Here is a 23,478-nt window from a genome sequence, read left to right as displayed (position 1 = left end):
GCCGACTGCCGGCTCGAGCCCTCCGGCCGATGAAAGCGGCACAAAGCAGGCGTAGGCTGGCCAGAACGCCGTATTGCACCGCGAATGAGCGATGGAGGCGCGGCGCATGACCGACCCCTTCGGCTTCCTCAAGATCCCCCGTCGGCCCGTCCCGGCGCGCCCCGTCGAGGAACGGCTGAGCGACTGGAACGAGGTCTACGCGGGTCAGGCGCTGCTTCCTCTGGTGTCCGAGCAGGCGGGGCGCTGCATGGACTGCGGCATACCGTTCTGCCACAGCGGCTGCCCGCTCGGGAATCTCATACCCGAGTGGAACGCCTACGCGGCGCGGGGTGACTGGCAGGCAGCGGCCGAGCGGCTGCACGCGACGAACAACTTCCCCGAGTTCACCGGGCGGCTCTGCCCTGCGCCGTGTGAGGACGCCTGCGTACTGGCCATCAATGCCGATCCAGTGACGATCAAGAATGTCGAGCAGGCCATCGCCGACCAGATCTGGGAGCGCGGGTACGCGCCACCGCAGCCGCCCGAGCGGCTCAGCGGGAAGACCGTCGCCGTCATCGGCTCCGGACCCGCGGGACTGGCGGCGGCCCAGCAGCTGACCCGGGCGGGCCACACGGTCGCGCTGTACGAGCGTGCGGACCGCATCGGCGGACTGCTCCGCTACGGCATCCCCGCCTTCAAGATGGAGAAGCGGCACCTGGACCGCCGTATCGAGCAGATGCGGGCGGAAGGCACCAAGTTCCGCACGGGTGTGGACGTCGGCAGCGATCTCGACGCCACCGAGCTCAGAAGGCGGCACGACGCGATGGTGATCGCCGTCGGCGCCATGGAGCAGCGGGAGCTCCCCGTCCCCGGCCGCGAGCTGTACGGCATCCATCAGGCCATGGACTACCTGACCCTCGCCAACCGGGTCAGGGAGGGCGACTACGCCTCCTCCCCCGTCACCGCCGAGGGCAAGCATGTGGTGATCGTCGGCGGCGGGGACACCGGCTCGGACTGTCTGGGCACCGCCCTGCGCCAGGGCGCGGTCTCCGTGGTGCAGCTCGACATCAACCCGGAGCCGGGCGACGCCCGGCCGGACACCGAGCCCTGGCCCATTTATCCGAAGGTCTACCGGATCTCCCATGCCCACGAAGAGGCGCGGGGGCGGGAGGGCACGGATCCGAGGGTCTTCTCGTCCGCCACCCTCCGCTTCGAAGGAGACCCGGCCGGGCACGTACGCGAGCTGCATCTGACGGAGGTGGAACCCCGGGCCAGAAGGCCGCGGCCGGACACCGAGCGGGTGATCCCGGCGGAGCTGGTCCTGCTCGCCCTCGGCTTCTCCGGTCCCGAACGGGGCACCGGTCTGATGAAGCAGCTCGGGCTGACGCTGGACGACAGGGGAAACTTCGCGCGGGACGAGGCCTTCGCGGCCGAAACGGCGGAGCGGGCCGGGCGGACGGGCCGCACCAGGACGGAAGGGATCTTCGTCGCGGGCGACGCGGGACGCGGACAGTCCCTCGTGGTGTGGGCCATCGCGGAGGGACGGGCTGCCGCGTCGGCGACGGACCGCTATCTGACCGGGTCCACCGTGCTGCCGGCCCCCGTCACCGCAAAGGACCGGCCCCTGGTGGCGTGAGACCCGGCGGCACCAGCGGGGCCGTGCAGCCGGGCCGCGCCGGTGTCATGCTGCAAAGGGGACATGGAGGCCGCGATGGGGTTCTATGACGAGCGAGTCCTGCCACGGATCATCAATGTCGCCTGCGGGGTCAAGACGGCCCAGCCGCTACGGCAGCGAGTCTGCGCGGGCATGAAGGGCGATGTCGTCGAGATCGGCTTCGGCACGGGACACAACGTTCCCTTCTATCCGGCCGCCGTCACCCGCGTGGCCGCGGTCGAGCCCTCCGACGTCGGATGGAAGTTGGCCGAGGGACGCGTCAGGTCGTCGCGCATCCCTGTGGAGCGCGCCGGTCTGGACGGCCAGGCGTTGCCGTTCGCGGACGACAGTTTCGACGCCGCCTTGTCCACCTGGACGCTCTGCACCATCCCCGACGCCGACACCGCCCTGCGCGAGGTACGGCGCGTGCTCAAGCCCGGCGGGACCCTGCACTTCATCGAGCACGGTCTGGCCCCGGCCGAGGACGAAAACGTACGCCGCTGGCAGCGGCGCCTCGAACCGATGCAGAAACGCCTCTTCGGCGGGTGCCACCTCACCCGGCCGATCGTCGACATGCTGAGTAACGCGGGATTCACGATTGCAGACGTGGACGTCTTCTACGAGAAGGGCGCCCCGAAGTCGATGGGCGCCGACTCCCTCGGCACCGCCGTGTCTCCCCAGTGACGCGGTGCCCGGGTGGGCAGCACCTATGCTCGCCGCATGATCAATGGTGGTCACGTCATCATCTACAGCCGCGACGCGGAAGCCGACCGCGCCTTCTTCCGGGACGTGCTGGAGTACCCGCATGTGGACGCGGGTGGAGGCTGGCTCATCTTCAGACTTCCACCGGCCGAGATCGCCGTGCACCCCACGGACGGCCCGGAGTCGCACGAGTTCTACCTGATGTGCGACAACGTAGGGGCAACTCTTGAGGAGTTGACCGCGCGCGGGGTGGAGTTCACGCAGCCGATCACCGATGCGGGCTGGGGACTTCTGACCAGGTTCCGGCTGCCGGGCGGCGGAGAGATCGGCATGTACGAACCCCGCCATGAACGGGCCACCGATCTGTGACGATCAGCCCTCGCACCGCCAAAGCGACAACGGCAGGCAGAGCATGGCTCTTTGATGGGCCGGTCGGTTGATCGGCCGGCCAGTCGATGGGCTGTGTCCGTCCGGTGAGTGATCGCTGATGCGATGTGGGACCGGAACCACCGGCGAGTGCCCCGCCTGCCAGGCCACCCCCGCACCTACCGGTTCACCCGCACGGGCGTACGCTTCCCGCGCGGCTGACCCTGGTGATTGAACAGAAGCCGCCGGCAGGCCGTACAGATGAGGGCGGCCCCCGGCCTCCCGAGCCTGGTCCGCCGTGTCACCAACGGGCTTCGCACGGAAGGACCTTCGGGTAGTGCTCTTCACGCGCTCGCGCCAGCTGCCGAACAAGGACAAGGCAACCGCGGAGGAAGGTCTGACGCCGGACGGCTCCCCGGAGCACATACCGGGTGACACTGCCGCGGATCAGGACTCCGACGCCGGTGATAGCGCTGCCGTCCACGAGGAAGCCACCGCAGGTGACGCCGTCAGTGAGGACCCGGACGAGCCCGTGGCAGGCGGCGGCTGGCGGGACAAGCATCCGGCCGCGGCGCGGGCCGTGACGCGGGCGACCACTGCCCTGGCCGCCGTACTTGTGCTCTTCGCCCTCCTCCTGCCGAACCAGCTCACCCGCCTCACACCCGGCGCGTTCGCGCGCATACCGGTGGAGGCGATACTCGGCGCCGCCGTGCTGCTCGTCCTGCCGCCGAAGCCGAGGCGGGTGGCGGCGATGCTCGGCGGGGTGGGCCTCGGCCTGCTGACCATCCTGAACTTCCTCGACATAGGCTTCTACTCGGTCTTCGACCGGCCGTTCGACCTGGTCCTCGACTGGATCCTCTTCGACGATGCCGAGTCGTTCCTCAGGGACTCGGTCGGCCAGGCCGGCGCGATCGGTGCCGTGATCGGCGTCGTGGCCCTCGTTGTCGCCCTGCTCGTCCTCATGACGCTGGCGGTCGTCCGGCTGAGCCACCTCATAGTCCGGCACCGCGCCGTAACGACCCGTACCACCCTGGTGCTCGCGACCGCCTGGATCACCTTCGCGGCGCTCGGCGTGCAGATCGCCGGCGCACCGGTCGCCTCCAGGAACACGGCCCAGTTCGTCCAGGACCGTGCGCACCAGGTGCGTGCGAGCCTGAAGGACGAGCAGGCGTTCCCGAAGGAGATCGCCGACGACGCCTTCCGTGACACCCCGGCCGACCAGCTGCTCACCGGGCTGCGCGGCAAGGACGTCATCTTCGCCTTCATTGAGAGCTACGGCCGCAGCGCGGTCGAGGACCCGAGGATGGCGCCGCAGGTCGGCGCGGTGCTCGCGGACGGGACCAACAGGCTGCGCGCGGCCGGGTTCTCCTCCCGGAGCGCCTTCCTCACCTCACCGACGTTCGGCGGCGGCAGCTGGCTGGCCCACTCCACCTTCATGTCGGGCCTGTGGATCAAGAACCAGCAGCGCTACCGCACCGTCACCTCGAGCGACCGTCTGTCCCTCACCGGCGCCTTCCAGCGTGCCAACGCCTGGCGAACGGTCGGCATCATGCCGGGCGTCACCCGGGCCTGGCCGGAGGGGCAGTTCTACGGCCTCGACAACATCTACGACTCCCGGCAGCTCGGGTACAAGGGCCCGAGGTTCAGCTGGGCGCCCGTACCCGACCAGTACAGCCTGTTGAGCTTTGAACGCCTGGAGCACGGCAAGCCGGGCCCCAAGCCGTTGATGAGCGAGATCATCCTCGTCTCCAGCCACAATCCGTGGGCTCCGCTCCCCAGGATGATCGGCTGGGACAAGGTCGGTGACGGCTCGGTCTACAACGCCATCGGCAAGGAGGGCAAGGATCCCAAAGAGGTGTGGAAGGACCCCAACCAGGTGCGCAACGAGTACCGGCGTTCCATCGAGTACTCGGTGACCAGCCTCATCTCCTACGTGGAGAAGTACGGCAAGGACAACACCGTGCTCGTCTTCCTCGGCGACCACCAGCCCGCACCGATCGTCACCGGCGACAACGCCAGCCGGGACGTACCGATCGCGATCGTCGCCCATGACCCGGCCGTGCTGGACCGGATCTCCGGCTGGCGCTGGCAGGAGGGCCTCAAGCCCGGCCCGAAGGCTCCGGTCTGGCGGATGGACACCTTCCGCGACCGCTTCCTGACCGCCTACGGTCCGAAGCCCGGCGCCACGTCGTCCCCGTCCCCGTCCCCGTCGAGGCGGTAACGGCCCGCCTTCGAAGCCTCTGCTGACTTGCTCGTCCTCCGGGCCTACCTCGGCCTGGAGGACGGCACGCCCGCCAGCGCCGCACAGGCGACCGCCGCGACCACCCCGGCGGCCAGGAAGCCCCGGCTGGACCGCCAGGACAGTGCGGACCACCGGGACTGGGCGGACAGCACCGAGCCGGTGCTCAGCCAGGAGCCGGCCGAGATCAGCGAGAGGGCGGAGCCGATGGAGCCGAGCGACAGGACCGAGCCGACCGAGCCGACGGACAGGACGGATCCGACCGAACCGATGGAGAGCACCGAGCCCTGTGAGCCGATCGACAGCACAGAGTCCTGAGACCAGAGGGACAGCGGTGAGTCTGCGTGCTTGGACATGCGCCGATCCTAAGATGCAGCGCCCTGTGCTGCGATCGCGCCAGTGCGGATTGCGCACTTCCGCTTCCGAAGGAGTCCCTGACGGGAGTTCGGCCAAAGGGCGTACGGGTCATCACGGCCAGGCCGGGACGGGCTCATCACCACGCTCCGACCGGCCCGGAGACCGCGCTTCCCCGCCAAAGGCCTGCCGGAACGTCAGTGGTTCACGCTCCGCGTTCCACCACGTCGCTGAACCAGCAGGCTCCCCAGAGCCGTGCGCCCGTGCAGGACCGCCCGTCCCGCGCGCACCGTGGTGATCAGGCCCGCGCCGCGCAGCGCGGCGGTGTGAGTGGAAGCGGTTGCATTGCTGACGCGCAGCCGCCGGGCGAGCTCGCCGGTGGTGTGCTCCTCCGCGAGCAGGAGCAGTATGTCGACGCGGGTTCGCCCGAGGACGGCGGCCAGCGCGTCGTCCGTGCCGCCCGCCCCGGCCGGCGCGAGCGGCAAGCCCGTGCCGGCCGGGTAGGTCAGGTACAAGGGGCGGTCGGGCAGGTCGGAGATGAGGGGATGGCCGGTCCAGTGGAAGGTGGGCTGGAGCACCACGCCGCGACCGAGCAGCTTGATGTCCCGCTCATCGGGCCCCTCGAACTCCCAGACGCCGCCCTCGTCCAGCCGGGTGCCCGGGACAAGGGCGGCGAGTGCGGCGCCGATGCCGTGCTCAGCCACGGTCAGGGCATGGCCGGTGAACTCCGTCTGGTGCAGGTCCTGCACCAAGGGCCACACGGGGCGCAGTACTGTCTCGAAAGCCGCGTGCTGTGCCCCGCGCAGGAGTTGCCAGGCATCGGCATCGCCCCGGTGCAGATCGCGGATCCACAGCGGAGCCGGGGATGCGTGCTTGGCGTACACGCGCTCGATTTCGGATCGGACCAGTTCCGGGCGTGAGGCGCGGACGGTGTCCAGTCCCTCCTTCAGAGTGCCGCTGAACACGTCGATGAATTTCGGGGCTGCCTCCGCCGGAACCAGGTCACTCAGCGGCCCTACGGCGACCGGCAACGAGTGCAGCAGCCGTCGTCTCCAGCGACCGAGGAGCAGCTCGTCGTCGGGACGGCACATCCTCATGAGGGCTACGTTCAGCTCCAGCAACGGGGCCGGCCGGGGCGCGAACCGGACCCGCGCGAGGTCGTCGGCCGTGAAATGGATCCGCATCACTACTCCCCCTGGAGGCACTGCGCCATCGTTTAGGGCAGTGCCTAAACGCTCGCCCGCACTCCCCGTCGGCCGCCAGCATTCCAGTCATGCCCCCTTCACTTCACTCAGGGGGCCGCCGGAAGGCGCAAGAACTGAAGTCACAGCGGCATAAGGGGAGTCATGTTTCGTCACACGTCCGGCGACGGTGAGCGGGTAGTCCGAACCGAGGGGCCCGAGGGAGGCCTCGATGTCGTTGCCGGGGGTGAGGGTGTCGCCGGAGTGGACCGGCGGACCGTCACCAAGTCCGCAGTACTGGCCGCCGCGTTGCTGGTCGCGGGCGGCGGGCGCGTAGCGCGGGCACAGGCCGCGGACGACGTCACCTTGCGGTTGCCGAGGCCGACCGGCCCGTATCGGATCGGGGTCACCACGCTGTATCTGGTGGATCGTTCCAGGCGCGACCCGTGGCAGCCCACAATCCCCGTTCGGGAAGTGATGGTCACGGTGTTCTATCCGGCCCGCACCGTCCGCGGTTACCCGGTCGCACCACAGATGACCGAAGGTGCCGCGGAAGCGTTCAAGCAGATCGACGTACCCGTGCACCACTTGCCGGCGTCGGGTGTGAACTGGGCAGCCACCAGGAGCCATTCGCACATGGGCGCGCCGGCACAGGCCCTGCGGCGACCGGTGCTGCTGTACAGCCCGGGCGGCGGCGATCCGCGCACGATGGGCGCCGGGCTCGCCGAAGAGCTCGCCGGCCACGGCTATGTGGTGGTGACCATCGATCACCCGGGGGATGCCGGCGAGGTCGAGTTCCCCGGCACGACGGCATACAGGGACGAGGTCATCCGCGAGACCGTTTTCAGGAGCGACCCCAGGGCGGATCCGAAGCTCTTCCGTACCGCGATCGGCACCCGGATCGCGGACACCCGGTTTGTGCTGGACCAGTTGGCTGTTCTGGCGGACGGGCGGAACCCGGACGCGGCGGGACGCGCATTGCCGGAGCACCTCGGTCGTGCCCTGGATCTGCGGCGAGTGGGCATCTACGGTCACTCGGCCGGCGGCACCACGGCGGCCGAGACGATGTACGAGGACCGCCGGATCGGCGCGGCGATCAACCTGGAAGGCTATCTGGACTACCCACCGGACGGGCCCGGCCAGGAAGGGAAGCTGTTCCCGGTCGCCCGGTACGGGGTGGACCGGCCGCTGCTCCTGCTGGGAACCGACGGCTTCCCCTACGAGGAGGCATTGGAGCGTTCCTGGTCGGCCATGCTGGCCCACCCGCAGGGATGCACCCGCCGGCGGCAGCTCAACAACGCCAACCACTGGGTGTTCACCGACTACGCCGCAATGGCACCCCAGTTGCAAGCCGCCGGGCTGATGACCGCCGCCGACCGGATCGAGCTGGTCGGCGCGAACGATCCGGACGAATCGGTGCCCGCGGTGCGCAAGCACGTGCTCTCGTTCTTCGACCGGCATCTGCCGTCACACTGACCGGCGGTGGGCTGTCCGGCGGGGGGACTGACCTTTCTGGAGGCGCTCCGTCCTCCGAGCGCCTCCCGGGGGCCGGCGAGATGCCGGAGCTGCGAGCCAAGGACATCATGGAACTGCCCGGCCAGCAGGAGCTCCGGACAGAAAGGGGACCGCGATGGAGCTGTTCCCGCCGATACCGCTCGCCGATTGGCGGGACACCAAGGAAACGCTGCACCGCTTCGCGCAAGTCGTCGGCAAAATCCGCCTCGCCGCGAGTGCCCGGCGCAATCACTGGTGGAACGTTCCGTTCCACCTCACCGGACGCGGCATCACCACCCGTCCAATGGGGCAGGTCGACGGTAATCCGGTCTTCACCATCGACTTCGACTTTGTCGACCATCAACTGGTGCTCGCGACGCTGAACGGCAGTTCGACATCCTTTCCGCTCCTGGGCCAGTCCGTGGCGTCCTTCCACGACAAGACCTTGGCCGCGCTGGCCTCACTGGGCGTCCGGGCGGAGCTCGGCGTTCCCAGGCCGTACGACCTGCCCGATGCCGCCCGACCGTTCGCCGAGGACACCGAGCATGCGACCTACGATCCCGTGCAGGCGAACCGCTACTGGCGGGTCCTCAGTCAGGTGGCGTTGGTACTGGAGGAATTCGCGGGCGGCTATGCGGGCAAGGCCAGCCCGGTACACCACTTCTGGCATACCTTCGACATCGCCCACAGCCGGTTCTCCGAGCGTCGCATCGACCAGCCTCCGCAGGTCGACCCGGTAACCCGGGAGGCATACTCCCGAGAGCTCATCGGCTTCGGATTCTGGTTCGGCGACGACACCTTCGTCGAGCCGGCTTTCTACTCCTACACCGCCCCGGAGCCGGCGGCACTGGCCGCGGAGCCGCTCACACCGGCGTCGGCACACTGGGTTGCGCGCAATACCGGCCACCTGGCCGTGCTGCCCTTTGACGCGGCCCGCGCAGAGAGCGATCCTCGTGCCGCCGTGCTCGCCTTCTACGAGAGCGCGTACCAGGCCGGAGCCGTACGCGCGGGCTGGGACATCGCCGGATTGGCCAGTCCCGGCGGGATCACCGACCCGCAGCTGATAGGGCCGGGCGGCTGAGATGGCAGGGGCCGGGCCGGATTCTCCGTGCCGATAGGGGCAGGTTCCCGGTGTGGTCATTCCCGTCTACGACTCGAATCCGGTGCGGCGCACCCCCTGGGTCACCTACGCGCTGATCCTGGCCAACGTGGTGGTGTTCCTGCGCACGCCCGTGGCGGTGTCCTCGTTCGCGGGCGACAGCAGCCTCGCGCAACTGTGCCATCTGCAGGCCTTCCTCGAGCGCTGGGGCGCCGTCCCTCGGGAGCTGATCCACAACCGGGTACCGGACCTGGTCCCGACCGGGACCCCCGCGGTGGGTCCCCAGGGGCCGGGGTGCCTGCTTGGACCACCCCACTACGACAAGGCCCCTCCGCTGTCCGTGCTGACCTCGATGTTCCTGCACGGCAGCTGGCTGCACCTGCTCGGCAACATGCTCTTCCTGTGGATCTTCGGCGACAACATCGAGGACCGGTTGGGCCGGGTGCGGTACCTGCTGTTCTACCTGTTCTGCGGATACGTGGCCGGGTACGGCTTCGCGCTGGCCAACCCTGATTCCGCCGAACCGCTGATCGGGGCGTCCGGGGCAATCGCCGGCGTGCTGGGCGCCTACTTGGTGCTCTACCCGCGGGCTCGGATCTGGGGCCTGGTGCCCTTCCTGTTCTTCTTCCCCCTGCGGCTCCCCGCCTGGGCGGTGCTGGGACTGTGGTTCGTCCTGCAGGCGTTCTACTCGGCCGGCTACGGCGTCGCTGAGGCCGGCACCGTTGCCTATCTCGCCCATGTGGCCGGTTTCGTGGCCGGGGCGTTGCTGGCGCTTCCGCTGCGGGCCAATACCCCGCCCCCGCCCGAACCGCGACGGCGGTACCAAGGGCCGCAGGTACCACCGCGTTGGTGAGCTCATTGCGCCGGGTCAGGTCTGACCCAAGCCGACCGCGTCGAGTTCCAGTGCCATGACGCCGGAACGCGTTCCGATGATCAACCGCTCGCCCACCTGCTTCACCGCCCACACCGGTTGAGCCGTGGGAATGGTCAGCACACAGCAGAGACGGGCGGGGTCCCACACGCGCACGGTTCGATCATGACCACCGGCGGTGCAGAGCCACTCGGTCCCGCCCGTTCTCACCGTGGCGACGGCCGTGACTTCGCTGGTGTGATCAACTGTGGGCCACGGTTCCCATTCACCGGTCAGGGGATCCCAGAGGTGCAGACCATCGGCGCCGGACGAATAGGTCAGCCAGGTACGCCCCGCACGTTCGACCGTCCCGAAGAATTTCGAGTACTGCTGGGGAAAATTCCATTTCTCCAGGACCACTCCTTCATCAGGATCACAGAGGCGCATTTCCCTGAGTCCCGCTCTCCCATCCATGCTGCACATCAGCCGCTGCCCCGCATGGCCCTTCACTGCTACCAGGAACCTCGAGCGAAAGTGGAAGGCGTGTCGCAGGCTCGTGGGCTCGTGGGCATCCCATACGTCAACACCCCTTTCGGTCGACAGTGCAATGGCAGATTTTGAACCACCCTCGAGCAAACAAGCCGTTTTCTCATTTGGTAACGACATACCAAATCGATGCCTTCTTGCATCTCCGACAAAGCGGACTCTTCCGACCTCCGGCTTCCAGAACTCCAATCCCGCTGCATAATTAATGGCCAGAATATGCTCATTCCCCACCGTGACCGGAAGGAGCACCGCGCCAGGGTCCTGCTTTTCAGGATGATGGGCGATATGCGCACCAGTATCGAGGTCCCACACTCTGACGATCCCGTCACGCCCCCTAGTGACCACCCGATCGCCGTTGCCTCCGGGGAACGCAACGATCGCGTCGACAGCACCGGGACTGAGCGACCGCGCCTTCGGCTCCGTCGCGCCCGGGTCGATGAGCCGGACCGTGCGGTTGTCACCGCTGTGGTCTGCAGCAATGGCGCACAAATCCCTCTGCGGAACCCGCAGAGCACACAGCGAGCGAATCCATCCGGGGTCGATGCGCTCCGTCTCGAGGCGGCCTGTGTGCGGTTCCCACAGCCGAAGCGCACGATCGTTTGTTCCGCAGGATCCGAGAAGCTCCCGATCTTTTACGCGAATGGGATTCAGAGTTCGGATCTCTCCGGCGTGCGCTCTCCACGAAACCAAGAGCTGCATTCGTTCAATGTCCCACAGGCACACGACTCCGTCGTGACCGCCTGTCGCCAAAAGTTTTCTTCCATCCATCCACAGGGCACATATCGAGCTCACTCCGACCTTGTGACCTGCAAGTGAATGCAATATGACACAGTTCTCCGGATCCCAGAGATGCACCACGCCGTCATAGCCACCGCCGGTAGCGATGAGAGTCATGCCCTCGGCTTGCACAGCACACAGGGAACTGACACCGCCCGCGTGTCCCCGCAGGGCGCCGATCTCGCTGCCGGAGCAGAATTCCCACAGGCGCACCTCGCCCTCATAACCGCGAGTCGCCGTAACCAGCACCGCGTTCTTTCCCCGCTGAACCGAGCACATGGTCCGCACCTCGCCGGTGTGCTGCGAAACTTCGGCCGTCATGTGCCCACTGCTGGGGTCCCATACCTTCACCTCGCTATGCCCAACACCAGCCGCAATGGCCAGTAGCAAGTCCTTCCCTGCCGGGACTGCGCAAGCTGTGGCGATGTCGGAGGAGCCAGTCTGAAACGCGAATACTTCATGGGCGGTGGCGGGGTCCCAGACTCGAACTGTGCCGTTCTCGGCCGCAGTGGCCAGTAGGTGCTGCCGCCCTTTGCGTACCGCACATACAACCTGCACTCCGGCGGTGTGACCGATCAACGTCGCCACTGCGGCGTCCGGATCCGCCGCGGCCCAGCGCGCCCGGTACGGGGTGCACTCTCGAGTTCTCTGGTAGGTCTTTCCCAGGTCTTCCACAGCCTCGGTGATGCTGAAGAGAGCAGCGCGGTCTGCGGGACCGGCGTCGATGGCCCCCGGCGTCATGCGGAGCAGCCTGGCTCGCCGCCGACCCTCGTCCGTGGCCGCAAGGTGCTCGAGAGGGATCAGCCGGCGAAGGTCGGCGTGGAGCAGGAAAGTGGCGTCGCCCAGCAAGGCATCCAGCACATGTCCCCGAGACGCGTGTCCGGCCAAGGAGCGCAACAGGTAGGGCGAGGCACTGGCCCAGCCTTGACACTGCCCCGCCTGCCGAAACGCCTCAGCCAGCGCACGATCGTCAGCGACTCGGGACCCGCAACGCTCACGTGTGGCGATGAGTGAGTCGTTGAGTGCCTGGTGAAAGAGCCGGAATGCACGGCTGTGAGTATCGCTGCTCGATTCAATGAGGAAGTTGGCGACGGATGACTGCGCGAAGGACTGCAGCTCCCGCTCGTTCAGGCGCTTGCCATTGAGCGCCTCGACTGCCGTGCTCCACAGCCCTGTCGTGAATCCAGGCGCTTCGGCGTAGGCAAGCGCCGCCAGTACGGTGCGGGCGGGCACCCCGCTGATGCCGGGAAGACGGTCCAGGTAACTGGCCAGCGTCGCGTCGACCGTTGGCGTGAACGAGATTTCGCCGGGGTCGACAGCCTGGCTGTCGTAAAGGCCGTGCCCGCGCGCGACCAAGCCCGCGACAAGGAAGTTCTGATCCGAGAGGGCCGCGATGCGTTCAGCCACGGCACGAGCCACTTCAGGATCGGCATAGGGGTTGCCGGGGCGTTCGTCGCCGACGAGTTGCAGGGTCGCCAGGGCATACGCCTGCAGGTCCTCCTGCGCGAAAAACCGAGCCTCATCCAGGTCGATCAGCTCGGCCGAAAGCCCGAAAGCCGCCAGGAGGTCTCCGTCGTCGTCACGCCGACGGCTGCCCACGACAACCTTCACTCCGACATCAGCGCACGTCTCAACCAGCGGCAGGACGAGCTGAGTAACGATCGTGCGGGACTGTGTGGGAGTAGCAGCTTCATCCAACGCGTCGATCACGATCGTGAACGGACGAGACTCTCCGCCCGACAGCGCCGACCGTAGCTCCGGCGCAAGATCCTCCACGATTTCGGGAAGCGGGGCGGAGGCGGCACGTGCAATCTCTGTCGCGACCTCCAGCGCAGTCTTGCCTTTCGCGTGGATCGCGCAAGCAATGGACCCGATGCCCGCGCGCACCGCATCGTCTTCCGGTGGCAGCGATGCCACGACACCCGCGTCCGCCGTCGTGACAACTCTTCCGAGAACAGCGGATTTCCCAACGCCCGGCGACCCGGTCACCAGCAGGGCTCTACGTGTGGGAGCCGCACTGATCCAGTCGATCACAGTCCTGAGTGCCGTCTCCCTGCCACGAAACCTGAACCCGCGCTCAGAGTCGACGCTCACTCCGCGCGCTCTGGGTCTCCAGTGCCGACCTGCCTCCGGGTCGTGCTGCAGGCTCCAGCCCCACGCCGCGAGAGCGGCTTCACCGGCGTCCTGGACGCGCCAACGCTCGGCAAGTGAACGGATCTTCTGTTCCGGCAGGCAACGGTCGATCCACGACATCGACAGGGCGGTAGCCGCCTTGCTGCCTGCACTCGCCTTGCCCACCATGCCCACAACAGCCTTGTAGTCCGGAGACCAGAGGCCGGCACCGCTGTACCCGGGCTCGACGGCAAAGGTCGACTCCGTGTCCAGGCGTAGTGCCCCATAACCGAGTTCTGCGCCGACAACGCCGGCCGACGCGTTGCCCTCCCATGCGAGTCGCTGGGGGAACCCGAAAGACCACCAGCGTCCACCCAGCAGGTCTCCGGGAGACGGGCAGCGAAGCTGCACCACAAGCTCTTCAGGAACATGCTCCTCGAGCCTGAGTACGGTGACGTCTTCGGCCGTGGCCGACGGCTGAACGACGTCCCGGACTCTGATGCGCCTGTCCACGAGCTCCCACGCATGGGGGAACGCGACCCACAGGGCTCCACCCTCAGCCAGGCTTCTGGCCACAACATGGGCGCAGGTCAAGACGCGGTCCGTATCAACCACGAAGCCGCTGCCCCGCGGGGTTCGATCGTCGACGCTCTCGTGTACCGCCGCGATCCACAGCCGTGACTCGGGTTCTACGGTGCCGCCTCCTCCGATGCCACTCACTCGGAGGACTCGCTCCCGTCTGAGAGCCGCGTACCCGGCCGCCACGTCAGCGTCACTTCAAAGTTGGCCTCGGACGCCGCTTTCGCCACCAGCCAGTTGGCTGTTCCGTTGACCTTGATACCGAACTTGAGCTGAACCTCTGCCGGTTTGACCGCTGCTACTCGATCCAGCATCTCACGAGCGGCTTCCACAGCCGGGCCTACAGCCTCGCGAACTCGGCCTGCCACGTCACGGGAGCCGACTGGCCGGAAGTCGTCACCGGGGTCAATCTCGAACTCGACCGTTGTCGAGTCATCAAGTGAATAGGCCACAACCTGAGTGGACACGTGCGCCCCCGCCGTGTTGTACAAGTTCATTGTCCGACCAGCGAGACTGGATCGTACTCCGCGGGCACCTGGCACGTGCGCGAACGGCGTATTTCATGCCGCGCCCAAACTGATCGAGGAGGTGTTCGACGGCGAGTTGAGCATCAATTGCAGTGTCAGTGGAGGTGCCGCTGCCAGTCGGCGGGGACCTGGCCCCGCGGGCCCGGGGTCGGCTGGGAGGTCGGATGCGAGGTGGGCGGCGGCAGCTCCAGCCCCTCGTAGTACTGCTCGGTCTCGATGTTCCAGAACCAGCTCTCTCCCGGCTCGAAGCTGGTCAGGAAAGGATGGCGCGCCTCGCGTGCATGCTTCGTACCGTGCTGCGAGGGGGAGGAATCACAGCATCCGATGTGCCCGCAGGCGGCACAGCGCCGCAGATGCAACCACCATCCCGGTCCGTCGCCCGCGAGGCACTCCACGCAACCCTCGCCGCTCGGAGTCGCAGTCGGATCGATACCTGGGATCTGTTCGTGTGCCATATGGCATGCCTCCCTGACGAGGCCGAGGCAGGCGCCCATAGGGGCCGGCTCGGCGTGTCGAGGTCATCGGACCGCCTTCTTGCATCGTAACCGGCCGGGCAGCACGGAGCGCCTCCACCACGGCACGCACCCCACGACGGCTCGCGACTGAGTTTCCCGCCCGCGCCAATGCCGACTCTCCGAGAGGCCGATCTTCGAATTCCTTTCGCCGGGCGGGCAGCAGGCGCCTTTATCTGATTTCTTTTGCCGCGTTTATGACTCTAATAACGGTGGGGGCCTGGCGATTTCGATCCGGCGACCGGTTATGCACACTTTGAAGAACAGGACCATCGACACGGGTCTGGCGCACGCCTCCCGCCGACTGGCCGCGTGAGGCCGTACCGGACGAACCGCCCTTCGGCTTCCGGCAGACGTCGAACCTCCGCCGCCGGTACGACCGCCCGGGCCGCCGCCCCGCCGGTTTCCTCGCGACGGGGGGACGCGCTGTGACTCAGAAATGGTCCAGACCTATTGACCTGATGGTCTAGTCCTCTTAATCTCTGCGTCACCCTCTCCGATCCTGTCCTGTGGTGCGTGCGCACCTCCAGGACCCAACACCCCCCACTCCCCGGCCAGTTGCGCGCCGCCGAAAGACATTGCGCCGCCGGCGGATGCAGGGAGACCCCCACCAGGAGGATCAACCGTGCCGTCCCCCACCCGTACGAGAGCATCGCTGCTCGCAGTCGGCGCGGCCGCCGCCGCGTTGCTGGCCGGCTCGCTCTCGTCAGGCGTTTCTCAGGCCGCCGACCAGGAGGCATGTCGTCCCGACGGGCTCTATACGACGCCGGGCCTCGACGTTCCGTACTGCTCCGTCTACGACACCGAGGGCCGCGAGAAGATGGGCGCGGACCACCAGCGTCGCGTCATCGGCTACTTCACCGGCTGGCGGACCGGCAAGGACGGCACACCCGCCTACCTCGCCTCGGACATTCCGTGGGACAAGGTCACCCACATCAACTACGCCTTCGGGCACATCGACTCCGCCAACAAACTGTCGGTCGGCGCGGACGGAGCGAACAACGCCGCCACCGGTATGACCTGGCCCGGCGTCGCCGGAGCCGAGATGGACCCCGACCTGCCGTACAAGGGCCACTTCAATCTGCTGACCAAATTCAAGAAGCAGCACCCGAATGTGAAGACCCTGATCTCCGTCGGCGGGTGGGCCGAGACCGGCGGCTACTTCGACGACAGCGGCGCCCGGGTGAACTCCGGCGGCTTCTACTCGATGGCTACCAACGCCGACGGTTCGGTGAACCAGACCGGCATCGACACCTTCGCGGACTCGGCCGTCACCTTCATCAAGCAATACGGCTTCAACGGCGTCGACATCGACTACGAGTACCCGACCTCGATGAAGGACGCGGGCAACCCGCTCGACCACCAGCTCTCCGACGCCCGCCGGGCAGGTCTCGTCAAGGGCTATGCGGCGCTCATGAAGAGCCTGCGGGAGAAGCTCGACCGGGCCGGCGCGGCGGACGGTAAGCACTATCTGCTGACCGTGGCCGCACCGTCGTCCGGCTATCTGCTGCGCGGGATGGAGACCTTCCAGGTCCAGAAGTACCTCGACTACGTCAACATCATGTCGTACGACCTGCACGGCGCCTGGAACGAGTACGTCGGGCCCAACGCCTCACTGTTCGACGACGGCAAGGACGCCGAACTGGCCGCGGCGGGCGTGTACTCCACCTCACAGTACGGCAGCATCGGATACCTCAACACCGACTGGGCGTACCACTACTTCCGCGGGTCGATGCCGGCCGGGCGGATCAACATCGGCCTCCCGTACTACACCCGCGGCTTCAAGAATGTGGAGGGCGGCACGGACGGACTGTGGGGCAAGGCCCCTTCGACCAGCTGCCCGGCCGGGGCCGGTCTGACCAAGTGCGGTGACGGGGCGGTCGGCATCGACAACCTCTGGCACGACAAGGACACGGCGGGCAACGAGTCCCCGGCCGGCTCCAACCCCATGTGGCACGCGAAGAACCTGGAGAAGGGCGTCGTCGGCGACTACGTCACCAAGTACGGCTTCCCCGCGAGCACCACGCTGACCGGTACGTATGCCCGCAAGTTCGATTCGGCGCTGGTCGCGCCCTGGCTGTGGAACGCGCAGAAGAAGGTCTTCCTGTCCACCGAGGACGAGCAGTCGGTCGCCGCCAAGGCGGACTACGTGGTGGACCGGGGCATCGGCGGCACGATGGTCTGGGAGCTCGCGGGCGACTACGGCTGGAACGCCGCCAAGGGGCAGTACGAGATCGGTGACACGCTGACCACGGCGATGTACGAGAAGTTCAAGTCCGCTGCTCCGTACGGCGCGAAGCGGTCCGGCATCGCGCTGCCGAGCGAGGCGATCAAAGTGGACGTGGACTTCGGCCAGTTCCCCCTCGGCGACTCCAACTACCCCATCAGCCCCAAGCTGAAGATCACCAACAACACGAACACGGCGCTGCCCGGCGGCACGGAGTTCCAGTTCGACTACGCGACCTCCGCTCCCGCCAATGCCAAGGACCAGTCCGGCTTCGGGACGACCATCGTGCGCAGCGACCACAGCGGCAGCAACGTGGGTGGGCTGAACGGCGACTTCAACCGGGTGTCGCTGAAGCTGCCCAGCTGGCAGACGCTGGCGCCGGGGGCGTCCGTCGAGCTGGACTTCGTGTACTACCTGCCCACCTCGACACCGTCGAACTGGACGGTGACGTTCGGTGGCAAGACCTACGCGATCGTCGGCGATCTGGCGCGCGGAACGACGGTGGTCGAGCCGGGCACCAGCACGAACCCGAGCCCAAGCACCAGCACGAGCCCGAGTTCAAGCCCGAGTCCGGCTACGGACCCGACCGGTCCGGGCACCCCCGGCACCTGCACCGCGCCGGCGTGGAGCGCGGCGACCGAGTACAGCAGTCCCACGACCGTGTCCCACAAGTCGCACACCTGGAAGTCCAAGTGGTGGACGAAGGGCGAGGAACCCGGCACCACTGGTGATTGGGGTGTCTGGCAGGACCTGGGCGCCTGCTGACGCCCACCCCGACAGCCCGGCGGCGCAAACCCGGCCCTTGCCGCCGCCGGGCCCTCGCACATCGACGGGACGAGCCCGCCGTCGTGAGCAGATGCCGCAGGCTGACCCCGGCCTCCACGGCGGAAGGCAGTTGCGCGGGCGGGACCGGGAAACCGTCCTGATGAGCCATGCCCCCACCTCTTCGGCCTTGTGCACTCCGTACAACCAATGGCCATCGATGTTAGCCGCGGAGACAAGCACACGGACGGTCCGCACCCATAGCGTTCTCACCACCCGAGAGGCGAGGGAGCACGTACGCGATGCCCGAGAACGAAGCGCCACAGCAGTACTTCGTGGTGATCGGCAGCGACATGGCCCGCAGGGTGTGCGGGCTTCTGCAAGCGGCAGGGCACCTCGTGCGCCACTTCGACCGCCCCACGGACGAGGATCTGCGCCGGGCGCTGCGGCGGGAGGTGGCAGGCGTCGCGGTCCTCCTCGACGACGACGTCGAGTCCCTGCGCTACGCACTCGCCGTCGAGCACATCCGCCCCCACGTCAAGCTGGTCGTGACGGTCTTCGACCGTACGGTCGGCGAGCAGCTGCTGCGTGTCCTCCCCAATTGCCAGGTCACCTCCCCTGCCGATATCGCCGCCCCCGTACTCCTGGCCGCCTGCCTCCAGCCCGGTCTGCTGAGCCTGACCAGGACACATGCGGGCCACATCGGCGCCCGCTGGCAGGACGACGCCGTGCGTCAGGAGCCGTGGCAGCCACCGCGCACTCTGCGATACCGGGCCCGGCTGGGCAGGATCCAAGGGCAGCTGCGACCGCACGACGGCAGCTCGCGGATCATGCTGATGGGCCTGATCGGGCTGCTCACGGTGCTGCTGGCCGACTGGGCCTGGGCCGTGGCCTTCCACCACCGCTCGCCCGTCGAGGCACTGTTCGAGGCAGCGCGGGTCGTATCGGCCGTCGGCCCCGCGGCCGCCCATGGCTCTGACGCCTATCTGGTGTTCTCCGCCGTCGCGATGCTCGTCACCATTGTCTTCACCGCGGTCTTCACCGCGGGCATGGTCGATCGCCTGCTGGGACCGCGCGCGGTGGGCATCGTGGGCTCGCGTGCCCTGCCCCGGTCCGGCCATGTGGTCGTCGTCGGGCTCGGGCAGGTCGGCCTGCGGCTTTGCACCCAGCTGCAGGCCCTGGGCATCGGCGTGATCGCGGTCGAGCGGGACCCGGCAGCGCCCAATCTGCGACTGGCCAGGGCACTTGGCGTGCCCGTGGTCGTCGCCGACGCGACCGACCGGTTCGTGCTGAGCACGCTCGGGCTGCAACAGGCGCAGGCGCTGGCCGCCGTCGCCTCCGACGACCTGGACAACATCGCCGTCTCGGTGGCGGCACTGGCCGTCGCGCCCGAATTGCGCGTGGTGATGCGCGCGGGTGAGCACGAGGCCATCGCGGAGACCCGCTCCCTGTTCAGGATCGGCGACGTGCACGATCTCAACAGCCTGACCGCCGCGTATACGACCGCGAGCCTGAGCGGACTGCGGCCGCGGGGCGTCGTGACACACGGCAAGCGGCTGCTGGTGCAGCGCGCGGACGGGGACTTCGTGCCGTGGCCGCTCGCAGACCGCTGCGACCACCCGCAGGAGGACGATGCCCGGGCGGAGATCACCGCCAGTGCGTGACGGCCGGGCTGAGGGGCATCCCACCACCCGTCCGTAAAAGGTCCCGGCAGCTACCGGCTGCCGGGACCTTCGCCGTATCGGCGTGCTCGTGGAGCGGATTCCGCCGCGCCTGCACGACGGCGTTTGAGCATTTGTCTGAAGAGGGCTCGGCCACGCGTGACATCTGTCCATGGTGGGCCGGTCGCGTTCGCTCCTACCTTCTGCATACCCCGATTCCGCGCGCCGGGTCACCCCCCGGCGTTCCATACCCGCCCCGTGTCCGCCCCCCGGCGGCTCGCAGTACGCGAGCCGCCGGGCCGGGCGACCGTCATCACTCGGCACGTGGGCGCCGGCAACGGCGAGCAGGACTGCCAACAGGCACGACCTGCTGCAGCGGGGTCGGCCTCTCCGGTGGTCGCACACACCGTCGTCCCACCCGTGCTCGGCACGTGTGCGACCCCTCAGGCCGGTTTTGCCCCTCTTTCCCTCCGTAAGGACTGAGCATGAGCGCGCAACCCACGAACACCGACGTGGCTTCGCCACCCCGCGAGAGCGGGCAGACGCCCCCCGCGGACGGCCTCCGTGCCGGGCTCAAGAACCGTCATCTGTCGATGATCGCGATCGGCGGTGTGATCGGCGCCGGCCTGTTCGTCGGTTCCGGCTCCGGCATCGCGGCCGCCGGCCCCGGCATCCTGCTGTCGTACGCGCTGGTCGGCGCCATGGTCGTCTTCGTCATGCGGATGCTCGGCGAGATGGCCGCGGCCCACCCCACGTCCGGCTCGTTCTCCGCCTACGCGGACCGGGCGCTCGGCCGCTGGGCCGGCTTCTCCATCGGCTGGCTGTACTGGTTCTTCTGGGTCGTGGTGCTGGCGGTCGAGGCGACTGCCGGCGCGAAGATCCTCGAGGGCTGGGTACCGGCGGTTCCCCAGTGGGGCTGGGCGCTCATCGTGATGGTCGTGCTGACGGCGACGAACCTCGCCTCGGTGTCGTCGTACGGCGAGTTCGAGTTCTGGTTCGCGGGCATCAAGGTCGTCGCCATCGCCGGCTTCATCGTGATCGGCGGCCTGGCGGTCTTCGGCGTACTGCCCGGCTCCGGCCACGAAGCCTCGGGCCTGGCCAATCTGACCGGCCACGGCGGCTTCCTGCCCCATGGGCCCGGGGCCATCCTCACCGGCATCCTGATGGTCGTCTTCTCGTTCATGGGCAGTGAGATCGTCACTCTCGCCGCCGGTGAGTCCGAGGACCCGCGTCGGGCCGTCACCAAGGCCACCAACAGCGTGATCTGGCGGATCGGCATCTTCTACCTCGGCTCGATCCTGGTCGTGGTGTCCCTGCTCAGGTGGGACGACCCGGCGATTACCGAGAGGGGCTCGTACGTCGCGGCGCTCGACACGATCGGCATCCCGCACGCCGGCCAGATCATGAACGTGATCGTGCTCACCGCTGTGCTGTCCTGTCTGAACTCGGGCCTGTACACGGCCTCGCGCATGGCCTTCTCGCTCGGCGAGCGCGGCGACGCGCCGAGGGCATTCGCCCGCACGAACAGCCGCGGTGTGCCGCAGGCCGCCATTTTGGGATCGGTCGTCTTCGGTTTCGTCGCCGTCTTCTTCAACTACCAGTGGCCCGACACGGTGTTCCTGTTCCTGCTGAACGCCTCCGGTGCGGTCGCGCTGTTCGTCTGGCTGGTCATCTGCTTCACCCAGCTGAAGATGCGCGCGATCCTGCTGCGCGAGTCGCCGGACAAGCTGGTCGTACGGATGTGGCTCGTCCCGTACCTGACGTGGGCGACCATCGCGATGATCTCGTTCGTCCTTGTCTACATGCTCACGGACGACGCCGGACGTGACCAGGTGATCCTCTCCGTACTGGTGGCGGCGCTCGTCGTGGCCATCTCGGTGGTCCGGGACCGACTGCGCGCGGACACGAAGGACGCGTTCACCACGCGGTAGCACGGCCCCCCGCGCCGCTCGGGCTCGTCCTGACAAGGCCTGCCCGAGCCGGCGTGCCCGCCGGTGGGCGCGGGGCGCTCGCGGCGTCATGACGGGCGCCGGGACCTCAGACCTCGTAGATTGACAGCATGGGTGGTCCGTCGCCGGAAAAGGACTGGCAGGCAGCCTGTGGCATCACAGCAGATCGACTACGCGGCACTCTTCGCCGCCACGCCCAGTCCCTATCTGGTGCTGGGCACAGACCTGGTGATCGTCGACGTCAACCAGGCATATCTCGAGGCGACCGAGCAGACCCGGGATGATCTGATCGGGCAATACCTCTTCGACGCCTTCCCGGACAATCCCGCAGACCCCGACGCCGACGGGGTGGAGAACCTCAGCGCCTCGCTGCACCGGGTCCTGACCACCCGGAAGCCGGACACAATGGCGCTGCAGAAGTACGACATCCCCCTCCCGCACAGACCCGGAGAGTTCGAGGAGCGGTGGTGGTCCCCGATCAACACCCCCCTCCTCGGGCCGGACGGAAGGGTGACGTTGATCATCCACCGGGTGGAGGACGTGACCGCGTTCGTCCACTCCCGCCGCTCCCGTCACCAAGGGCAGGGCGGAGACCTGAGCGAGCGTGCGGAGGCGATGGAGGCCGAGCTGTACGCCCGGGGGCGTGAGCTGCAACTGCTGAACGAGGAACTCCGCAAGGCCCATGCCCGTGAGCGCCAGGTCGCCCTCACCCTCCAGGAAGCCATGCTGCACTCCCCGGACCTGGCCCGGCACCAGGACGTGGCGGTGCGATACCTGCCCGCGACCGGATCACTGAACGTGTGCGGCGACTGGTACGACGTCGCCGACCTGCCCGGAGACTGCTTCGCCGTCGCGGTGGGTGACGTCGTCGGCCACGGCCTGGAGACCGCCACCGTCATGGGCATGCTCCGCAGCGCCCTGAGTGCCGCCACTCGCGCCGTGGACGGGCCCGCGAAAGCGCTGGAAGTGCTGGGCCTGTACGCGCGCTCCGTCGAAGGAGCGCTGGCCACCACCGCGGTCAATGTCGTGATCGACATCAGCAACACCCGGGTCACCTACAGCAGCGCCGGCCACCCACCGCCCGTCCTGCTCCACGCCGACGGCACCCACGAGCTGCTGGACCAGGCCACCGACCCGCCCCTGGGCGCCCGCCCCGAACACGTTGCCCGCCCGCAGAGGGAGCTGCACTGCACCCGGGGCGACACCCTCGTCCTCTACACCGACGGGCTGATCGAACGCCGCGGCCAGGACATCGACACCGGTCTGGCCCGTCTGACCGACGCCCTCGCCCAGTTCGGCCGGCTCAGCCCGGACCACCTGGCCGACGCCCTGCTGGCCCGCCTCGGCGTCAGCGGTGGCGCCCGGGACGATATCGCCCTGGTCGTCGTCCGGCTGTGACGCTTCCCGGCGTCAGCCGTCCACCGGCAGACCGCGAGGCTCTTTGATCCGCTTCATGATGATCTGCGAATTGACCTCCGTGACGCCGGACAGCGCGGTCAGCTTCTCGATCCACAGCCGCTCGTACGCGCGCAGATCCGCGACCGCGATACGCAGCACGCATCCCGGGCTGCCGAAGAGCCGGTACGCCTCGATGACGTCGGGGATGTCCTGGAGGCCCGCCTCGAAAGCCTCGACCACCTCCCGGTCGCGCTTCACCTCGATGGAGACGAGGACTTCGAAGCTCCGGCCGACAGCCTCCGGGTCGATCACCGCGCGATAGCCCTGGATCACCCCGTCCTGCTCCAGTTGCCGCACCCGGCGCATGCACGGTGAGGGCGTCAGCCCTACCCGCTGCGCCAGCTCCTGGTTGCTCAGCCGCCCATCATTCTGAAGCTCACGCAAGATATCGCGGTCGATCTCATCCATGACGCGATTATCCACCACCCAATGTTGCGTCCAGGCCAAAAT

17 protein-coding genes are annotated in these 23,478 nt (G+C 67.9%); 11 read left to right on the top strand and 6 right to left on the bottom strand.

Annotated features, from left to right (window positions below; all coding sequences use genetic code 11):
• Positions 1 to 106: 106 nt before the first annotated feature.
• The 4 genes from ACQEVG_RS35735 (at position 107) to ACQEVG_RS35720 (ending at position 4,922) form a co-directional block, all read left to right on the top strand.
• The gene (locus tag ACQEVG_RS35735; protein WP_432991715.1) at positions 107 to 1,615 is read left to right on the top strand and encodes a glutamate synthase subunit beta; all 1,509 of its coding nucleotides are present in this window, start codon (positions 107 to 109) and stop codon (positions 1,613 to 1,615) included.
• Positions 1,616 to 1,690: 75 nt separating this feature from the next.
• On the top strand, positions 1,691 to 2,317 hold the full coding sequence (locus tag ACQEVG_RS35730; RefSeq protein ID WP_432991713.1) for a class I SAM-dependent methyltransferase: 627 nt from the start codon (positions 1,691 to 1,693) through the stop codon (positions 2,315 to 2,317).
• Between the two features lie 36 nt (positions 2,318 to 2,353).
• Positions 2,354 to 2,704 carry a VOC family protein gene (locus tag ACQEVG_RS35725; RefSeq protein ID WP_432991711.1) on the top strand — a complete coding sequence of 117 codons (351 nt, stop codon included), beginning with the start codon at positions 2,354 to 2,356 and terminating at the stop codon, positions 2,702 to 2,704.
• A gap of 334 nt (positions 2,705 to 3,038) precedes the next feature.
• Complete coding sequence (locus tag ACQEVG_RS35720; protein ID WP_432991709.1) at positions 3,039 to 4,922, top strand: sulfatase; 1,884 nt, start codon at positions 3,039 to 3,041, stop codon at positions 4,920 to 4,922.
• A 44-nt stretch (positions 4,923 to 4,966) separates the two neighbouring features.
• Here the strand turns inward: ACQEVG_RS35720 and ACQEVG_RS35715 are convergent, their stop codons facing one another.
• Together ACQEVG_RS35715 and ACQEVG_RS35710 are read right to left on the bottom strand one after the other, a co-directional pair.
• Complete coding sequence (locus ACQEVG_RS35715) at positions 4,967 to 5,296, bottom strand: hypothetical protein (protein ID WP_432991707.1); 330 nt, start codon at positions 5,294 to 5,296, stop codon at positions 4,967 to 4,969.
• 195 nt (positions 5,297 to 5,491) lie between these two features.
• The gene (locus tag ACQEVG_RS35710) at positions 5,492 to 6,481 is read right to left on the bottom strand and encodes an ArsR/SmtB family transcription factor (protein WP_432991705.1); all 990 of its coding nucleotides are present in this window, start codon (positions 6,479 to 6,481) and stop codon (positions 5,492 to 5,494) included.
• A gap of 159 nt (positions 6,482 to 6,640) precedes the next feature.
• Between ACQEVG_RS35710 and ACQEVG_RS35705 the strand changes: the two genes are divergently transcribed.
• From ACQEVG_RS35705 to ACQEVG_RS35695, 3 genes are all read left to right on the top strand, one after another.
• The gene (locus tag ACQEVG_RS35705; protein ID WP_432991703.1) at positions 6,641 to 7,951 is read left to right on the top strand and encodes an alpha/beta hydrolase family protein; all 1,311 of its coding nucleotides are present in this window, start codon (positions 6,641 to 6,643) and stop codon (positions 7,949 to 7,951) included.
• A gap of 154 nt (positions 7,952 to 8,105) precedes the next feature.
• Positions 8,106 to 9,050, top strand: a complete 945-nt coding sequence (locus tag ACQEVG_RS35700) for a DUF5996 family protein (protein ID WP_432991701.1) — start codon at positions 8,106 to 8,108, stop codon at positions 9,048 to 9,050.
• A gap of 52 nt (positions 9,051 to 9,102) precedes the next feature.
• Entirely contained in the window at positions 9,103 to 9,921 is an 819-nt protein-coding gene (locus ACQEVG_RS35695) for a rhomboid family intramembrane serine protease (protein WP_432991699.1), read from the top strand.
• Positions 9,922 to 9,936: 15 nt separating this feature from the next.
• Here ACQEVG_RS35695 and ACQEVG_RS35690 read toward each other — a convergent pair whose 3' ends face one another.
• From ACQEVG_RS35690 to ACQEVG_RS35680, 3 genes are all read right to left on the bottom strand, one after another.
• A complete protein-coding gene (locus ACQEVG_RS35690) occupies positions 9,937 to 13,968 on the bottom strand; it encodes a trypsin-like peptidase domain-containing protein (RefSeq protein ID WP_432993135.1) in 4,032 nt (1,343 codons plus the stop codon).
• Positions 13,969 to 14,069: 101 nt separating this feature from the next.
• On the bottom strand, positions 14,070 to 14,429 hold the full coding sequence (locus ACQEVG_RS35685; RefSeq protein WP_432991697.1) for a CU044_2847 family protein: 360 nt from the start codon (positions 14,427 to 14,429) through the stop codon (positions 14,070 to 14,072).
• Between the two features lie 125 nt (positions 14,430 to 14,554).
• On the bottom strand, positions 14,555 to 14,914 hold the full coding sequence (locus ACQEVG_RS35680) for a UBP-type zinc finger domain-containing protein (protein ID WP_432991695.1): 360 nt from the start codon (positions 14,912 to 14,914) through the stop codon (positions 14,555 to 14,557).
• Positions 14,915 to 15,596: 682 nt separating this feature from the next.
• On the opposite strand from ACQEVG_RS35680, the gene ACQEVG_RS35675 reads away from it, so the two are divergent.
• The 4 genes from ACQEVG_RS35675 to ACQEVG_RS35660 all read left to right on the top strand — a co-directional run bounded on the left by ACQEVG_RS35675 (position 15,597) and on the right by ACQEVG_RS35660 (position 22,968).
• Positions 15,597 to 17,963, top strand: a complete 2,367-nt coding sequence (locus ACQEVG_RS35675) for a chitinase C-terminal domain-containing protein (protein ID WP_432991693.1) — start codon at positions 15,597 to 15,599, stop codon at positions 17,961 to 17,963.
• Between the two features lie 299 nt (positions 17,964 to 18,262).
• Complete coding sequence (locus tag ACQEVG_RS35670; protein ID WP_432991691.1) at positions 18,263 to 19,624, top strand: NAD-binding protein; 1,362 nt, start codon at positions 18,263 to 18,265, stop codon at positions 19,622 to 19,624.
• Positions 19,625 to 20,106: 482 nt separating this feature from the next.
• Positions 20,107 to 21,552: an amino acid permease gene (locus ACQEVG_RS35665; protein WP_432991689.1), complete on the top strand. Its 1,446-nt coding sequence runs from the start codon at positions 20,107 to 20,109 to the stop codon at positions 21,550 to 21,552.
• Positions 21,553 to 21,720: 168 nt separating this feature from the next.
• Entirely contained in the window at positions 21,721 to 22,968 is a 1,248-nt protein-coding gene (locus ACQEVG_RS35660; protein WP_432991687.1) for a PP2C family protein-serine/threonine phosphatase, read from the top strand.
• Positions 22,969 to 22,980: 12 nt separating this feature from the next.
• Here the strand turns inward: ACQEVG_RS35660 and ACQEVG_RS35655 are convergent, their stop codons facing one another.
• Positions 22,981 to 23,436 carry an Lrp/AsnC family transcriptional regulator gene (locus ACQEVG_RS35655; RefSeq protein WP_432991685.1) on the bottom strand — a complete coding sequence of 152 codons (456 nt, stop codon included), beginning with the start codon at positions 23,434 to 23,436 and terminating at the stop codon, positions 22,981 to 22,983.
• Between the last annotated feature and the right edge of the window lie 42 nt (positions 23,437 to 23,478).

Origin of the sequence: Streptomyces sp. CA-135486, assembly GCF_050936555.1 — a bacterium.
Classification (GTDB): domain Bacteria; phylum Actinomycetota; class Actinomycetes; order Streptomycetales; family Streptomycetaceae; genus Streptomyces.
This window is presented reverse-complemented; position numbering and strand designations above follow the sequence as displayed.

Excerpts from the sequence above, each read along its gene's own strand:
- ACQEVG_RS35735 (WP_432991715.1), top strand. The coding sequence starts at position 107 with ATGACCGACCCCTTCGGCTTCCTCAAGATCCCCCGTCGGCCCGTCCCG.
- ACQEVG_RS35730 (WP_432991713.1), top strand. The coding sequence starts at position 1,691 with ATGGGGTTCTATGACGAGCGAGTCCTGCCACGGATCATCAATGTCGCC.
- ACQEVG_RS35725 (WP_432991711.1), top strand. The coding sequence starts at position 2,354 with ATGATCAATGGTGGTCACGTCATCATCTACAGCCGCGACGCGGAAGCC.
- ACQEVG_RS35715 (WP_432991707.1), bottom strand. The coding sequence starts at position 5,296 with ATGTCCAAGCACGCAGACTCACCGCTGTCCCTCTGGTCTCAGGACTCT.
- ACQEVG_RS35705 (WP_432991703.1), top strand. The coding sequence starts at position 6,641 with ATGTTTCGTCACACGTCCGGCGACGGTGAGCGGGTAGTCCGAACCGAG.
- ACQEVG_RS35700 (WP_432991701.1), top strand. The coding sequence starts at position 8,106 with ATGGAGCTGTTCCCGCCGATACCGCTCGCCGATTGGCGGGACACCAAG.
- ACQEVG_RS35685 (WP_432991697.1), bottom strand. The coding sequence starts at position 14,429 with ATGAACTTGTACAACACGGCGGGGGCGCACGTGTCCACTCAGGTTGTG.
- ACQEVG_RS35680 (WP_432991695.1), bottom strand. The coding sequence starts at position 14,914 with ATGGCACACGAACAGATCCCAGGTATCGATCCGACTGCGACTCCGAGC.
- ACQEVG_RS35670 (WP_432991691.1), top strand. The coding sequence starts at position 18,263 with ATGCCCGAGAACGAAGCGCCACAGCAGTACTTCGTGGTGATCGGCAGC.
- ACQEVG_RS35665 (WP_432991689.1), top strand. The coding sequence starts at position 20,107 with ATGAGCGCGCAACCCACGAACACCGACGTGGCTTCGCCACCCCGCGAG.
- ACQEVG_RS35655 (WP_432991685.1), bottom strand. The coding sequence starts at position 23,436 with ATGGATGAGATCGACCGCGATATCTTGCGTGAGCTTCAGAATGATGGG.